At 70.9% G+C, this 14,075-nt stretch carries 20 protein-coding genes; 15 read left to right on the top strand and 5 right to left on the bottom strand.

Features of this window, described 5'->3' with window-relative positions:
- Positions 1-22: 22 nt before the first annotated feature.
- From OG494_RS25160 to OG494_RS25130, 7 genes are all read left to right on the top strand, one after another.
- Entirely contained in the window at positions 23-550 is a 528-nt protein-coding gene (locus OG494_RS25160; RefSeq protein ID WP_328459017.1) for a Trp biosynthesis-associated membrane protein, read from the top strand.
- Between the two features lie 124 nt (positions 551-674).
- Complete coding sequence (trpC, locus tag OG494_RS25155; RefSeq protein ID WP_328442975.1) at positions 675-1,484, top strand: indole-3-glycerol phosphate synthase TrpC; 810 nt, start codon at positions 675-677, stop codon at positions 1,482-1,484.
- The gene (gene trpB / locus OG494_RS25150) at positions 1,463-2,695 is read left to right on the top strand and encodes a tryptophan synthase subunit beta (protein ID WP_328459016.1); all 1,233 of its coding nucleotides are present in this window, start codon (positions 1,463-1,465) and stop codon (positions 2,693-2,695) included. The genes trpC and trpB overlap by 22 nt, the downstream gene beginning before the upstream one ends.
- A complete protein-coding gene (trpA, locus tag OG494_RS25145) occupies positions 2,692-3,483 on the top strand; it encodes a tryptophan synthase subunit alpha (RefSeq protein WP_328442974.1) in 792 nt (263 codons plus the stop codon). The genes trpB and trpA overlap by 4 nt, the downstream gene beginning before the upstream one ends.
- Before the next feature lie 33 nt (positions 3,484-3,516).
- Entirely contained in the window at positions 3,517-3,897 is a 381-nt protein-coding gene (locus OG494_RS25140; RefSeq protein ID WP_328442973.1) for a MerR family transcriptional regulator, read from the top strand.
- Between the two features lie 49 nt (positions 3,898-3,946).
- Complete coding sequence (locus OG494_RS25135) at positions 3,947-4,492, top strand: Uma2 family endonuclease (RefSeq protein ID WP_328442972.1); 546 nt, start codon at positions 3,947-3,949, stop codon at positions 4,490-4,492.
- A 47-nt stretch (positions 4,493-4,539) separates the two neighbouring features.
- Positions 4,540-5,193, top strand: coding sequence for an N-acetylmuramoyl-L-alanine amidase (locus tag OG494_RS25130; protein WP_328442971.1), 654 nt, complete (start codon positions 4,540-4,542; stop codon positions 5,191-5,193).
- Here the strand turns inward: OG494_RS25130 and OG494_RS25125 are convergent.
- On the bottom strand, positions 5,185-6,543 hold the full coding sequence (locus tag OG494_RS25125) for a glutamine synthetase family protein (RefSeq protein WP_328442970.1): 1,359 nt from the start codon (positions 6,541-6,543) through the stop codon (positions 5,185-5,187). The genes OG494_RS25130 and OG494_RS25125 overlap by 9 nt on opposite strands.
- 208 nt (positions 6,544-6,751) lie before the next feature.
- Between OG494_RS25125 and OG494_RS25120 the strand changes: the two genes are divergently transcribed.
- The 3 genes from OG494_RS25120 to OG494_RS25110 all read left to right on the top strand — a co-directional run bounded on the left by OG494_RS25120 (position 6,752) and on the right by OG494_RS25110 (position 7,660).
- The gene (locus tag OG494_RS25120; RefSeq protein ID WP_328442969.1) at positions 6,752-7,018 is read left to right on the top strand and encodes a hypothetical protein; all 267 of its coding nucleotides are present in this window, start codon (positions 6,752-6,754) and stop codon (positions 7,016-7,018) included.
- Positions 7,019-7,174: 156 nt separating this feature from the next.
- A complete protein-coding gene (locus OG494_RS25115) occupies positions 7,175-7,384 on the top strand; it encodes a hypothetical protein (protein WP_328442968.1) in 210 nt (69 codons plus the stop codon).
- Positions 7,385-7,453: 69 nt separating this feature from the next.
- Positions 7,454-7,660: a hypothetical protein gene (locus OG494_RS25110; protein WP_328442967.1), complete on the top strand. Its 207-nt coding sequence runs from the start codon at positions 7,454-7,456 to the stop codon at positions 7,658-7,660.
- A 125-nt stretch (positions 7,661-7,785) separates the two neighbouring features.
- Here OG494_RS25110 and OG494_RS25105 read toward each other — a convergent pair whose 3' ends face one another.
- Complete coding sequence (locus tag OG494_RS25105; protein WP_328442966.1) at positions 7,786-8,013, bottom strand: hypothetical protein; 228 nt, start codon at positions 8,011-8,013, stop codon at positions 7,786-7,788.
- Between the two features lie 151 nt (positions 8,014-8,164).
- Positions 8,165-8,443 carry a hypothetical protein gene (locus tag OG494_RS25100; RefSeq protein WP_328442965.1) on the bottom strand — a complete coding sequence of 93 codons (279 nt, stop codon included), beginning with the start codon at positions 8,441-8,443 and terminating at the stop codon, positions 8,165-8,167.
- A gap of 117 nt (positions 8,444-8,560) precedes the next feature.
- Here OG494_RS25100 and OG494_RS25095 point away from each other — a divergent pair, with 117 nt between their 5' ends.
- Entirely contained in the window at positions 8,561-9,322 is a 762-nt protein-coding gene (locus OG494_RS25095) for a GntR family transcriptional regulator (protein ID WP_328442964.1), read from the top strand.
- Positions 9,323-9,383: 61 nt separating this feature from the next.
- Here the strand turns inward: OG494_RS25095 and OG494_RS25090 are convergent, their stop codons facing one another.
- Complete coding sequence (locus OG494_RS25090; RefSeq protein ID WP_328442963.1) at positions 9,384-9,599, bottom strand: hypothetical protein; 216 nt, start codon at positions 9,597-9,599, stop codon at positions 9,384-9,386.
- 24 nt (positions 9,600-9,623) lie between these two features.
- Here OG494_RS25090 and OG494_RS25085 point away from each other — a divergent pair, with 24 nt between their 5' ends.
- Genes OG494_RS25085 through lgt form a run of 4 tightly spaced genes read left to right on the top strand, consistent with a single transcriptional unit; the run spans position 9,624 to position 13,139 of the window.
- Positions 9,624-9,800, top strand: a complete 177-nt coding sequence (locus OG494_RS25085; protein ID WP_328442962.1) for a hypothetical protein — start codon at positions 9,624-9,626, stop codon at positions 9,798-9,800.
- Entirely contained in the window at positions 9,797-10,921 is a 1,125-nt protein-coding gene (locus tag OG494_RS25080) for an amidohydrolase family protein (protein WP_328442961.1), read from the top strand. The genes OG494_RS25085 and OG494_RS25080 overlap by 4 nt, the downstream gene beginning before the upstream one ends.
- On the top strand, positions 10,918-12,120 hold the full coding sequence (locus OG494_RS25075) for a M20 metallopeptidase family protein (protein ID WP_328442960.1): 1,203 nt from the start codon (positions 10,918-10,920) through the stop codon (positions 12,118-12,120). The genes OG494_RS25080 and OG494_RS25075 overlap by 4 nt, the downstream gene beginning before the upstream one ends.
- The gene (gene lgt / locus OG494_RS25070) at positions 12,117-13,139 is read left to right on the top strand and encodes a prolipoprotein diacylglyceryl transferase (RefSeq protein ID WP_328442959.1); all 1,023 of its coding nucleotides are present in this window, start codon (positions 12,117-12,119) and stop codon (positions 13,137-13,139) included. Before OG494_RS25075 ends, lgt begins: the two co-directional genes overlap by 4 nt.
- A 3-nt stretch (positions 13,140-13,142) precedes the next feature.
- Here lgt and OG494_RS25065 read toward each other — a convergent pair whose 3' ends face one another.
- The gene (locus OG494_RS25065) at positions 13,143-13,928 is read right to left on the bottom strand and encodes an SDR family oxidoreductase (RefSeq protein ID WP_328442958.1); all 786 of its coding nucleotides are present in this window, start codon (positions 13,926-13,928) and stop codon (positions 13,143-13,145) included.
- Between the last annotated feature and the right edge of the window lie 147 nt (positions 13,929-14,075).

The following is a 14,075-nucleotide window of genomic DNA, read 5'->3' as shown; positions in this document are numbered from 1 at the left end:
GCCGTCGCGGCGTCCACTGTGGATGATGGTGGTCGCGCTGCTGCTGGGCGCGCTCGCGCTGTGGGGTGCGGCCAAGCTGACCTGGTACGCCGAGTTCCGCGACGGCGGCGTCCGCGGCACGGTCCTCTACCGCGAGACCGGCGAGCAGCGCGCGACGGCGCTCGTGCCGCTGGCGCTGCTCGCGCTCGCCGGGGTGGCCGGCCTGATCGCCACCGGCGGCTGGGCCCGGCGCGTCCTGGGTGCCGTGCTGGCGCTGGCCGGGGTGGCGGCCGGGTGGGCCGGCGTGGCGGGCGTCCGGTTCACCGGGTGGGCCGACGGGCTGCCGGTGACGCAGATGCTGCTCGGGCGCGGCCTGGCCGTGCTCGGGGGAATTCTCGTCGCCGCCGGCGGGTTGGCAGCGATCAAGGGTGCCGGGCGAGGTGCCCGGCTCGGCGCGAAGTACGCGGCCCCGGCCACCCGGAAGAAGGTGCGTGATCCGGACGCCGAGCTGTGGGAAGCGCTGTCGGAGGGCGAGGATCCCACGGAGGGTGGCGGGCGGCATTCGGAGTAACGCGCACACCCGGAACCGGGCTCTTCGGATGCGGGGGTTAGCATCGTTTCGGCGGGAAGGGGAAGGTTTTTGTGAGCGACTTTGCGAGTGAAACCGTGACCACGAGCCCGGGCGGGAGCGCCCGGTGAGCGTGCTCGAAGAGATCGTCGCCGGCGTGCGGGAAGACCTCGCCGTGCGGGAATCCGCGCTGCCCTTCGACCAGCTGAAGGTCCGCGCGGCCGCCGCGCAGCCGCCCCGCGACGTGATGACCGCGCTGCGCGAGTCCGGCATCGGCGTGATCGCCGAGGTGAAGCGCCGCAGCCCGTCGAAGGGCGACCTGGCCGACATCCCCGACCCCGCCGCGCTGGCCAAGGACTACCAGGACGGCGGCGCGCGGGTGATCAGCGTGCTCACCGAGCAGCGCCGCTTCGGCGGCTCGCTGGCCGACCTCGACGCCGTCCGCGCGGCCGTGGACATCCCGGTGCTGCGCAAGGACTTCATCGTCAGCCCCTACCAGGTGCACGAGGCCCGCCTGCACGGCGCCGACATGGTGCTTCTGATCGTCGCCGCGCTGGAGCAGAACGCGCTCGCCGCGCTGCTCGACCGGGTCGAGTCGCTGGGCATGACCGCGCTGGTGGAGATCCACAACGCCGAGGAGGCCGACCGGGCCCTCGAGGCGGGCGCCAAGGTCATCGGCGTCAACGCGCGCAACCTGCACACCCTCGAGGTGGACCGGGACGTCTTCTCGCGGCTGGCCCCCGGCCTGCCGATGGACGTCTACAAGGTCGCCGAGTCGGGGGTCCGCGGGCCGGGCGACCTGATGTCCTACGCCGGGCACGGCGCCGACGCGGTGCTGGTCGGCGAAGGCCTCGTCGCCTCGGGTGACCCGAAGGGCGCCCTGGTCAAGCTGGTCACCGCCGGATCGCACCCCGCCTGCCCGAGGCCCTCCCGGTGACCGAAGAGTACAACCCCGAACACGACCCGGACGAGCGTGGCTACTACGGCCCGTACGGCGGCCGGTTCATGCCGGAGGCGCTGATCGGCGTCGTCGACGAGGTCGCCACCGAGTACGAGAAGGCCCGGCACGACCCCGAGTTCCTGAACGAGTTCAACCGCCTGCTCCGCGATTACGCGGGCCGGCCGTCGCTGCTCACCGAGGCCAAGCGCTTCGGTGAGCGCGCCGGCGGCGCGCGCGTGTTCCTCAAGCGCGAGGACCTGAACCACACCGGTTCGCACAAGATCAACAACGTGCTGGGCCAGGCGCTGCTCACCAAGCGCATGGGCAAGAAGCGCGTCATCGCCGAGACCGGCGCGGGCCAGCACGGCGTGGCCACGGCCACCGCGTGCGCGCTGCTCGACCTCGACTGCGTCGTCTACATGGGCGAGGTCGACACCGAGCGCCAGGCGCTGAACGTCGCGCGCATGCGGCTGCTCGGCGCCGAGGTCATCCCGGTCAAGACCGGTTCGCGGACGTTGAAGGACGCGATCAACGAGGCGCTGCGCGACTGGGTGGCCAACGCGGACACCACGCACTACCTGTTCGGCACGGCGGCCGGTCCGGCGCCGTTCCCGGCGATGGTCCGCAACTTCCACCACATCATCGGCACCGAGGCCCGCGAGCAGATCCTCGAGCAGGCCGGCCGCCTGCCCGACGTCGTCGCGGCCTGCGTCGGCGGCGGGTCGAACGCGATCGGCATCTTCTCGGGCTTCTACGACGACCTGTCCGTGCGGCTGGTCGGCCTGGAGCCGGGCGGCGAAGGCATCGACGGCAACCGGCACGGCGCGACCCTCACCAAGGGCACCCCGGGCAACCTGCACGGCGCGATGACCTACCTGCTGCAGGACGAGGACGGCCAGACGGTCGAGTCGCACTCGATCTCGGCCGGGCTGGACTACCCGGGTGTCGGCCCGGAGCACGCGTGGCTGAAGGACACCGGCCGCGCCGAGTACCGGCCGATCACCGACGCCGAGGCGATGGACGCGTTCATGCTGCTCTCGCGCACCGAGGGCATCATCCCGGCGATCGAGTCGGCGCACGCGCTGGCCGGTGCGCTGGACCTGGGCCGCGAGCTGGGCCCGGAGGGCCTGATCGTGGTCAACCTGTCCGGCCGCGGCGACAAGGACATGGACACGGCGGCGAAGTGGTTCGGGCTGGTGGACAAGTGAGCGGGATCGACGACCTCTTCGCCGCGACGAGCGCGGAGGGCCGCGGCGCCCTGATCGGCTACCTCCCGGCGGGCTTCCCGACCGTCGCCGCGTCGAAGGACCTCATCGCGGCGACGATCGACGGCGGCGCGGACCTCATCGAGGTCGGCGTCCCGTACTCCGACCCGGTGATGGACGGCCCGACCATCCAGGCCGCGTCGGTGACCGCGCTGGACAACGGCTTCCGCCTCAAGCACGTGTTCGAGGTCGTCGAGTCGATCTCGGCGCGCGGCGGCCGCGCGGTGGTCATGACGTACTGGAACCCGGTGCACCGCTACGGCGTCGACCGCTTCGCCCGCGACCTCGCGGCGGCCGGCGGGCTCGGCCTGATCACGCCGGACCTGATCCCGGACGAAGCCGGCGAGTGGATGACCGCGTCGGAGGCCCACGGGCTGGACCGGACGTTCCTGGTGGCGCCGTCGTCGTCGGAGGAGCGGCTCGCGAAGACGGTCGCCGCGGCCTCGGGGTTCATCTACGCGACCGCGGTGATGGGCGTGACGGGTGCGCGTGACCAGGTCGGCGCGGGTGCCGAAGAACTGGTCCGCCGCACGCGCGCGCACACGTCCCTCCCGATCGGCGTCGGCCTCGGCGTGCGCTCGGGCGACCAGGCGGCCCAGGTGGCGTCGTTCGCCGACGCGGTGATCGTGGGCTCCGCCCTGGTCACCGCGGCGGCCGAAGGGCCTTCCGGGGTGCACCGGCTGTCCGCGGAACTGGCCGACGGGGTGCGCCGGGCTGTCGCCACGGCTTGACCTGGAGTGCACTCCAGGTGCCACTCTGGGCCGGTGACGTCCTACACCCCGGCCCAGGTGACCGAAAAGACCGGCTTCACCATCGACACCCTCCGGTACTACGAGCGCATCGGCCTGCTGCACCACGTCGGCCGCACCGCCGGCGGCCGCCGCACGTTCACCGACCACGACGTGGAGTTCCTGCAGCTGCTGAGGTGCTTGCGCTACACGGGCATGCCGGTCGCGGAGATGCTGCGGTTCGTGGAGCTGCTGCGCTCCGGCGACGCGACCCAGGACGAGCGCCTCGACGTCCTGCGCGAGCACGAGGCCCGCGTCGAGGCCCAGATCGAGCGGCTGCGCGAGCACCAGGAGCACATCCAGTTCAAGATCAAGATGTACAGCGGCGCGTCCGAACTGGCTGTCGCATCCTCGTGACGCCATCACCTGACCCAGAACTGTCGGTGGTGGTCCGCATACTCCCCGTGTGACAGAAGAGTTCCGGATCATGCTCCGCCCCGAAGGCTGGACGGCCGACGACGTGCTCGCGCTTTCCGCGGAGCAGACCTCGCGACAGCGGATAGAGGTTGTCGACGGGGTTCTCCTGATCGGCCCGTGGCCACGCCTCGAGCATCAGCGCCTCGTCGGCAGGCTGGCGGGCCGGCTCGCGGCGGGCGCGGGGAAGCGACTCGAGGTGCTCCCCGGCGCGAACCTGGTCCCGGGGAACCGGGGTGACCGGCTGCTGATCCCGGATCTGGTCGTGACCGACGAGCCCGGTCTGAAGGGCATGAGCCTGACCGAAAAGCAGGTCGTGCTCGTGGTCGGCATCGTGTCGCCGTCGACCGAGGTGCAGGACCGGATCCTCAAGCGTGCGCTCTACGCGGAGGCCCTGATCCCGTTCTACCTGCTGGTCGAGCCGGACACCGCGACCCTGTTCGAACTCCAACGCGGCGAGTACGTCCCCATCGCCAAGAGCGACGCCGGGAAGCTCACCTTCACCCGGCCTTTCGAAGCCGAGATCACCCTGGCCTGACCGGGCTTTGTACAAAAGCTGTACGCGCCCGCGGCAGAGTCCGGTGCATGGACATCGGACACCTCCCGCGGCGCACGTTCCTCCGCGGCGCCACCGGTCTCGCCGTCGCCGGGGCGGCCGGCCTGCTCCTGCCCCGCGCGGCGAACGCCGCGGTGGCGCCGCGGATCTACAGCTGTGCCGAGTGGGGCGCGCGGCCGCCGTCGGACGAGCTGGTCACCCTCGACCACCCGGCGAATCGCATCCTCATCCACCACATCGCCAGCGCCAACAGCACCGACTACTCCCTCGAGCACGCCTTCCAGGTCGCCCGCGACGATCAGCACGACCACATGGACAACAACGGCTGGTCCGACACGGGCCAGCACTTCACCGTCAGCCGCGGTGGCTACCGGATGGAAGGGCGGCACGGCAGCCTCGACGCGGTGCGCGGCCGGACCACCATGATCCAGGGCGCGCACTGTCCCGGCCAGAACACCAACGCCATCGGCATCGAGAACGAAGGCCTCTACACCAGCGTCGAACCGCCGCGGTCCCAATGGGACTCGCTCGTCGTCTTCTGTGCCTACATCTGCCGCCAGTACGGCATCCCGGTCGAGGAGATCAAGGGCCACCGCGACTTCTACAACACCGAGTGCCCCGGCGACCGCCTCTACGCCAAGCTGCCGCAACTGCGGACGGAGGTCGCGAAAGCCCTAGTGTAGGTACCGCATCACGGCGCACAGCTCCGCCGGCGACAGGCGCCCGAGCCGGTCGATCTCGCCGCGGCGCACGTCCATCAGCGTCGTCGCCAGCTCGGGACCGAATGCCTTCGCCAGCGCCTCGTCGGCCTCGAACGCCGTGACGGCTTCGGCCAGCGTCCGCGGCAGGCGCTCGGCGTCGGGCAGCGTCCCGGGGTCGACGTCGACCGGTTCCGGCAGGGTCGCCTCGGCGTCGATGCCGGCCAGGCCGGCGAACAGCAGCGCGGCCACTACCAGGTACGGGTTCGCGGTCAGGTCGAAGCACTTCACCTCGAAGTTCGCCGCCCGCTCGCGCTGGCCGGCCGCGCCCTGCACCAGCCGCAGCGGCGCTTCGCGGTTTTCCAGGCCCCACGCCAGGAACACGCCCGCCCAGTGGTGCGGCTCCAGCCGCAGGTAGCTGACCACCGACGGCGCGCCGATCGCCAGCAACGCGGGCAGCCGCGAGAAGATGCCGGCGCCGAACGCCTCGGCCGTCGCGGTCAGCCCGAACCGGCGGTCGCCGCCGGCGCACAGGTTGCGGTCGCCGTCCCACAGGCTCAGGTGCACGTGGCCGCCGTTGCCGACGCCGTCCGGCGCGAACTTCGGCGTGAACGACGCGCGCAGGCCGTGCTGCTCGCTGACCGTCCGGATCGTCTCGCGGGTCAGCACCGCGATGTCGGCCGCACGCACCGGGTCGTCCGCCGCCACCGACAGCTCGAACTGCCCGGCCGCGTACTCCGGGTGGATCTGTTCCACCGCAACACCTTGCGCGGCCAGCGCCGACACCAGCGCGCGCAGGTACGGTGCCTGCGCGGAAAGCCGCGCGTAGCCGTAAGCCGGACCCGCCGCCGCCGAGCGCGGGTCGTCCGGCGCGTCGGCGGCCGTGATCACCCATTCGATCTCGAACGCGGTCCGGACGGTGTAGCCCAGCGACGCGAGCCGCGCCGTCGCCGCGGCCGCCTGGGCCCGGGAGTCCTGCGGGTGCGGGGTGCCCTCCTGGTCGTAGCGGTTCGCCGGCGCCCACGCCCAGCCGGGCTGCGCGGCCAGCGGGACGAGCGCGTCGAGGTCCGGGTGCAGCCGCAGGTCGCCGACCGGGCCGCGCGAATAGGTGCCGCCGACGATTTCGTCGGTGGCCAGGAAGAAGTCGAAGGAGTTCGACGCGCCGACGCCCCACGCGGCCGCCGACCACAGCCGGTCCACCGGGACCGCCTTCGTCCGCGTGATGCCGCTGTTGTCCACGAAGGTCAGCGCGACCAGCTCCACCCCGGCCGCGCGCAGGCCGTCGGCCCGGATGGCGCCCTGCTGCGCGAGTTCTGCCCGATCGAGCCGGCTCATCCTGCTCCTGTTCACTGGATACCGCGAGAAACCGGATACCTTGGGAAAGTGGAGGAGATCGTGTCAGACGCCGTCGAAACCCGTCCAGGCTGCGCCGCTCTCTCTCCGTCTGCCAGGCCGTCGGACTGTCCGTCGCGCTGATGGCCCCCAGACCGCGGCCGCCGCCGGCCGCGCCGTCCAGCTCGCCTCCCTGCTCTCGGCGGTCGGCGTGCCGCTGGTCGCGTACGGCTTCGTCAAGCTCTGCCAGTACTACCAGCATGCGGGGTCGGTCTACGCGTTCGTCGGCGCGGCCCGCGCCCGCGCCGGCGTCGTCTCCGGCATCGGCCTGCTCGGCACGTACACCTTCTACGCGGTCGTCACGAGCTCGGCGGCGGGTCTGCTCGGCCGGGCCTTCCTCACCCAGGCCGGCATCTGGCCGGACCGCCGTCGTGGGTGTTCTTCGGCGCGACGGCTGACCCGCTGCGAACCGACATGACGAAGACGACCCGCCCTGACGCGGGTCAACAAGGCCCTGCGCTCCCTGGCACTCGATCGCCGGGTTGAGCACGGGGACCTTCCTCGTGTCTCCGGTGTAGCGGGTGGCCGGTCTGAACCGACAAGAGGGCGTAGAGCGATGACAGGAGGCCCACCAGTGGGGCGACAACAGGTCGACGTCTTCACAAAAGATGATCTCAACCAGATTGCATTGGACATCGAAGAAAGCATCAAGCAGTTGAAGCTCAGCCACCCCAGGACCGAGGTTCGTGTGTCGTCGATGACGTTGACCAACGTCTTCGTGCCGAGGGGACATCCGGATGCTGGGCTGACGTTCAGCGCCCTCGTCTGCTTCGACATCGGCTGACTGAGGTCGTGCGGTAGCAACGGCGCCCCCGGCACCGACTCTTCGGGAAACCCGACCGAGGAGGAAGCGGTGCCCAAACAGGTCATGGGTGCGTTCACCCACGTGGACCCCAATCAGATCGCACAGCAGGTGAGCAAGACGCTCGACATGAACTCGGAGTGGACGGTGGCGTCGGTGTCCATGAGTGAGAGTTGGAGCCCGGACGGCAACAACTACCGGATGACCGCGCTGGTGGTCTTCAACGTTGTTGAGCCCGCCGAGCCCAGCGTCCACTAGGTGGATAGTGCGGAGCCCCGCGGCGGCCTACGGGACGTGGGAACCGTGGGGCTCTGGCCTTCACCCGAAGGCGAAGAGGACACCCGGCCGACGCGCCGATGGAGGCAGCGCACCGACCGGGCTGACTAGGCGCGCCGGGGGATGTTCCGGCTTCGGCGGTAATTCGTGTCGCACTCCCAGCACGTCTTCACGCCGGTGGGGCGATGCTCGGTCGGTTCGTACTCGACCTCTTCCGTCAGGCCGCACAGCGTCGTGAGCTTCCCGCCGATGAAGTCGATCCCGGCGACCCGGTGCCAGACGTCGGCGATCAGGGGCTGAAGCTTCGCCTTGTCCAAGTAGACGACCACGCTCACGAGGACCACCCGCACATCGGCGTCCGAGCCTGGGTTCCGTCTTCCAAGAACTCGACTTGCGCCCACGAAGGTGTCTTGCCGCACGGACACCGCTCGTCCGCGAACGGCCTTGCGTTGCGCGTCCGGACGACCTTCGGCGCTTCGTCGGTCTTCACGATGGCCGTCCTTCACGTGCCATCCGCCGCTCTTCGGCGCAGCCGGGGCACACGTCGAACTTCGCGTGGCGCTGCAGCGCCACCAAGTCGATCTCCTGCCGGGTGTGCTGTTCGGGGAGGAGTTTCCCGGCCTCACACCACGGAGTCAGGCGGGCGAAGGACGGATCGGCGAGTTCCCGCTTCCGGTAGTCGCGAACTAAGCCGTCCACCGACCTGTGCCGTTGGGCGTAGTCGGCCTCCGTGTCGGCCCTGACCAGTCCTCGCACGCCATCCATGGCTTAGGTCCCTATGCGTGTCGCCCCACCGCCACTTATCATGACGTCCTGACAAGTTGACTGTCACACGAGGTGGGCAACCGGTCAAGACGAGTTGGCGAGTGGAGAATGATTCGCATGGTGGACCGCACGAGTGGAGTTCCCGCGTTCCGGCAAGTGGCGACCGACCTTCGAAGGAAGATCGATGCCGGTGAGTACGCACCCGGAGCCAAGCTTCCGAGTGAACGAGAACTGATCGACGCCTATGGCGTTTCGCGGCCGACCGTCCGCGAGGCGGTGAACCTCCTGAGGTCCGAAGGCGTGGTCAACGTCGAGCACGGACGCGGCGTATTCGTCCGTCCTCCCTCGAACGTTCGGCGGCTCGCCCGGTCCCGTCTGTCCCGTGAAGCACGCGGTCGGAACGAAGGCGCATTCCTGGCCGAAGCCAAGGCCAAGGGCTTCACCGCTTCGAGCAACGTCAAGGTCCGTTTCGAGCCGGCCGACGAACGTGCGGCCGAATATCTGCAGGTAGACATCGGGACCGAGCTGACGGTGAGGGACCGGGTGATGCGGGCCGATGGGCTGGTTGCTCAACTCGCGGTGTCCCGGCTGCCTCGCGAAATCACTCGGGGCACCGCGATCGAGAAGGTCGACACGGGCGAAGGCGGTGCTTACGCCCGTCTGGAAGAAGCCGGTCACGATATCGGTTCCTTCGCCGAACACGTCGGTGCCCGGATGCCTTCTCCGGACGAACTCCGGCTCCTGCAACTCGGTGACGGCGTGCCGGTCTTGACGATCACTCGCGTGGCCTACGGCGCCAACGGTAGGCCACTGGAGATGAACGACATCACGCTCCCGGCCAGCCTGTACGTGCTCAGCTACGAGTGGGCCGCCGACTGACCTGAGACGCGAAAGGCCCCCGACACTTGTGCTCGTCGGGGCCTTTCTGTTGCTCGGGCGGCTAGCTGGTGATCCCGGGGTCATCTACCGACGTGTGGAGCACGATGCCGACGGTGGTCAAGACGATGGGCGCGATGACCAGGGTCCACAGCAGGATCGTCCTGATCGAGTAGGTCACCGCCAGCTGCTCCAACGCGGCCTGCGGCATCGGGTCGTCGTCGTTCAGAATCCGGCTCTGCGCGGCGTCGCTGGCGGACATCGGCATGGGGTTGGACACGCTCGTTCTCCCTATTTACGGATGATGAGCACGTTGATCCTGCTGGTCATCTACCTGCTGACCACGGCCGGCGCGATCCTGCTGCTGCTGTTCGTGAAACGCCGCATGCCGGTGCCGGTGTGGCACCTCGTCTTCCCGATCGGCGCGCTCGCCGCGCCCGCCTACGCTCGTGGGGTGGGGGAGAAGATCGGAGGCGCATGACCGAGCTGCTCCCGTTCGTCGCGGACCTGCCGCTCGTGGACCACCACTGCCACGGCGTCCTCACCCGGGGCGTGGCCCGCGCGGACTTCGAGGCCCTGCTGACCGAGGCCGACACGACGTCGCCGCTCGGGACCAGCCTGTTCGACTCGCTCATCGGCCTGGCCGTGCGCGAACGCTGCGCGCCCGTGCTCGACCTGCCGAAGCACGCGCCGGCCGACGTCTACCTCGAGCGCCGCGCCGAGCTGGGGGCGGCCGAGGTGGCGCGGCGGTTCCTGCGGGCCACCGGCACGACCGACTTCCTGCTGGACGGCGGGTTCCTCCCGGACGCGCTGACGACGACGCCGGAGTTCGGCGCCCTCGCCGCGACGCGGGCACACGACGTCGTCCGGCTGGAACAGGTCGCGGAGGCGGTGATCCCGGGCACGACCGCGGCCGGGTTCGCCGCGGCCTTCGCCGACGAGCTGGGGAAACGTGCCGCGACGGCCGTCGGGCTCAAGTCGATCGCCGCCTACCGCGTCGGCCTCGAACTGGCGGGGGAGCGGCCGTCGCCGTCCGAAGTGGCGACCGCGGCGGGACGCTGGCTGCGCACCGGAAACGTCCGGCTGGCCGACGAGGTGCTGCACCGCCACCTCGTCTGGACCGGGCTCGACCTGGGCCTGCCCGTGCAGTTCCACGTCGGGTTCGGCGACTCCGACGTCGACCTGCACCGCTGCGACCCGCTGCTGCTCACCGGCTTCCTGCGGGCGACGCGCGCTCGAGGTGTGCCGATCCTGCTGCTGCACAACTACCCGTTCCACCGCAACGCGGCCTACCTCGCGCAGGTCTTCGAGCACGTCTTCGTCGACGCCGGGCTCATCACGCACAACGCGGGGTTCCGGGCGCCCGCGATCCTGGCCGAGCTGCTGGAGATCGCGCCGTTCGGGAAAGTGCTCTTCTCCACCGACGCGTTCGGCCTGGCCGAGCTGTACCACCTGGGCACGGCCCTGTTCCGGCGCGGCCTGTCGGACTTCGTGCGGGCCGCGCTGGCCGCCGACGCGATGTCCGAAGTGGACGCCGTCCGGCTGTGTGCTTTGGTGGGACACGAGAACGCGAAGAGGATCTACCGCTTGGAGCACGCGTGAGCGACCTGTGGACCCGGTGGACCCGGGCGATCGACGACGAGCTGCCGGCCGCCGTCGCCCTCCGGCACACCGTGCACGCCGACCCGCGCGCGTCCGGTGACGAGGAGGACACCGCCCGGCTCGTCACCGCGGCGATCGGCGCGGGCGACGGCGTCCGCGTCGCCAAGACCGGCCGCGCGATCCCGCTGCCCGGCGCGCCGGGCGGCCCGGGCATCGCCCTGCGCGCCGAGCTGGACGCGCTGCCGGTCACCGAACGCACCGGCGTGCCGTGGGCGTCGGAGACCGACCTGATGCACGCGTGCGGGCACGACGTGCACCTGGCGGCGCTGGTCGCGGTGGCCCGCGCGGCGATCCGGGTCGAGCTGCCCCGTCCGATCCTCGCGCTGCTCCAGCCGCGCGAGGAGACGTCGCCCTCCGGCGCGCTCGACGTCGTCGAGTCCGGGCTGCTGGCCGAGCACCGGGTGGACACCGTGATCGGCGCGCACGTCCAGCCGCGGCTCGCGGACGGCGCCGTGTCGGCCGTGCCGGGCCCGGTCAACGCCTCCACCGACGAGTTCGAGGTCGTCGTCCGGGGCCAGGGCGGCCACGCCGGCTACCCGCACATGCTGCGCGACCCGATCCTCGCGCTGTCGCAGCTGGTCGTGAGCCTGCAGCAGCTGGCAGCACGCCGGATCGACCCGGTGTTCGGCGCGGTCTGCTCGGTCGGCCGGATCCGGGGTGGCACCGCGGCGAACGTCGTCCCGAACACGGCGAGCCTGGCCGGCTCGCTGCGGCTGATGCGCGCCGAAGACCGGGTCCGCGCGCTCGAAGCCCTCGAGCAGATCGTGCACGGCACCGCGGCGGCCCACGGCTGCACCGCCGAGCTGCGGATCAGCCCGTGCGAGCCGGTGCTGCACAACGACCCGGCCCTGGCCGCCGCGGCGCAGCGCTGGCTGGTGCACGGCGGCGCGCGCGTCGACCACGAGTTCCGCTCGTTCGGCGCCGACGACTTCGCCCACTACTGCGGCGGCGAAACCCGCGGCCTGATGCTCTTCGTCGGCCTCGGCGACACCGCCGGCGCGCCCAGCCTGCACGACGAGGTGTTCCTCCCCGGGGACGACGCCGTCACCCGCGTCGCGCACGCGCTGGTGGCGGGCTACCTGGCCGCGACGGAGGCGGAGTCCCGCCGGCCCGGGAGACGCGCTACGGTGGCCCCGTGATTTCCGCCTCGGCTGCCTTCCTCGCGACGATCCCCAGCCCCGACCGCGGGGTCTGGCACCTGGGGATCATCCCGATCCGCGCCTACGCCCTGTGCATCATCGCCGGCATCATCGTCGCGATCTGGTGGGGTGAGCGGCGCTGGGTCGCCCGGGGCGGCACCAAAGGCACGGTCATCGACATGGCCGTGTTCGCCGTGCCGTTCGGCCTGGTCGGCGGCCGGGTGTACCACGTGATCACCGACCCCGAGCTGTACTTCACCGAGGGCAAGAACCCCTGGAACGCCTTCGCGATCTGGGACGGCGGCCTCGGCATCTGGGGCGCCATCGCGCTCGGCGCGGTGGGCGCGCTCATCGCGTGCCGCCGCAAGGGCGTCCCGCTGCCGGCGATGGCCGACGCGATCGCCCCCGGCATCATCGTCGCGCAGGCCATCGGCCGCCTCGGCAACTACTTCAACCAGGAGCTCTACGGCGCGCACACCGACCTGCCGTGGGGCCTGGAGGTCTACCAGCGCTTCAACCCGGAAGACCCGGACAACCTGCTCAACGGCGTCGCGACGGGGCACATCCCGTTGCCGGAGAGCCCGGTCCACCCGACGTTCCTGTACGAGCTGATCTGGAACCTGCTGATCGCCGGCCTGATCGTCTGGGCCGACCGCAAGTTCAAGCTCGGCCACGGCCGGGTGTTCGCGCTGTACGTCGCGGGCTACACGGTGGGCCGCGGCTGGATCGAGATGATGCGGACCGACACCGCGAACCACATCCTCGGCCTGCGGGTCAACGTGTGGACGTCGATCCTGCTGTTCCTGGCCGCGGTGGCCTACTTCGTGCTGGCGGGCAAGCGCGGCCCGCGCGAGGCCCCGGAACTGCTGGTGAGCAAGGACGCCGTCGCGGTGCCCGCGCCGGAAGCGGATGCGGCCGAGGACGAAGACGCCGTGAAGGTGCCCGCGGAGGCTCCGGCCGAGAAGCCCGCCGAGGAAACCCCGGTCGTGGACGAGCCGAAGAAGACCGACGAGAGCTGAGGATCAGAGGTCCGGCAGGCCCAGTTCCAGGTTGGGGGACTGGAGCCCGCCGTCGACCTCGAGGATCTTGCCCGTGATGTAGCCGCCGGCCCGCGACGCCAGGAAGACCACGGTCGCCGCGATGTCCTCCGCCTCGCCGATCCGGCGCAGCGGCGTCGCGGACTCCATCTTCTCCTTCAGCTCCGGGTTGCCGACGACGATCTCGAGCGCCGACGTCGCGACCGAGCCCACCGAGATCGCGTTGACCCGCACCTTGGGCGCGAGGTCGGCCGCCGCGAGGCGGGTCCAATGGGCCAGGGCCGCCTTCGCGGCGCCGTACGCGACGAAGCCGCGGCCGCTGACCCGGCCCATGATCGACGAGATGTTGACGACCGAGCCGCCCGTCTTGACGAGCGACGGCGCCGCCGCGACCGTCAGCGCGTGCGCCGTCGAGACGTTGAAGCGGAACGCCTCCTCGAGGAACTCGGGCGTGGTCTCGAGCAGGGGGCGGGGGTAGGTGCCGCCGACGTTGTTGACCACCAGGTCGAGCCGCCCGAACTCCTCGACGGCCACCGCGGCGAGCGTCGCGGCGGCGGCCGGGTCGGCGAGATCGAGCGGGACGACGTGGGCGCGCCGGCCCGCCGAGAACACGCGGGAGGCCACTTCTTCGAGCTGGGCTGCCGTCCGGGAGGCGATGACCACGTCGGCGCCCGCTTCGGCGAGGGCCACGGCGGTGGCCGCGCCGATCCCGCGTCCGGCGCCGGTGACCACCGCAACCTGGCCGGGCAGCTGGAACCGGTCGAGGATCATGCCGGAAATGTAACACGTTCTATTAGTGCGCGGCAGGGTCCCGAATGGGGCGTCCCGGACATCGGGCCGGGCGGCGTCGGCCGCGTCACGTTAGACTTGACGAAGGTTTCCGGGTCGTATACTTAGCAGAGCGAACTACCAGGAACC

This window comes from Amycolatopsis sp. NBC_00438, from assembly GCF_036026695.1.
In the GTDB taxonomy this organism is placed as follows: Bacteria; Actinomycetota; Actinomycetes; order Mycobacteriales; family Pseudonocardiaceae; genus Amycolatopsis.
The sequence above is the reverse complement of the archived record's forward strand: the minus strand, read 5'-3'. Positions and strand labels throughout refer to the sequence as shown.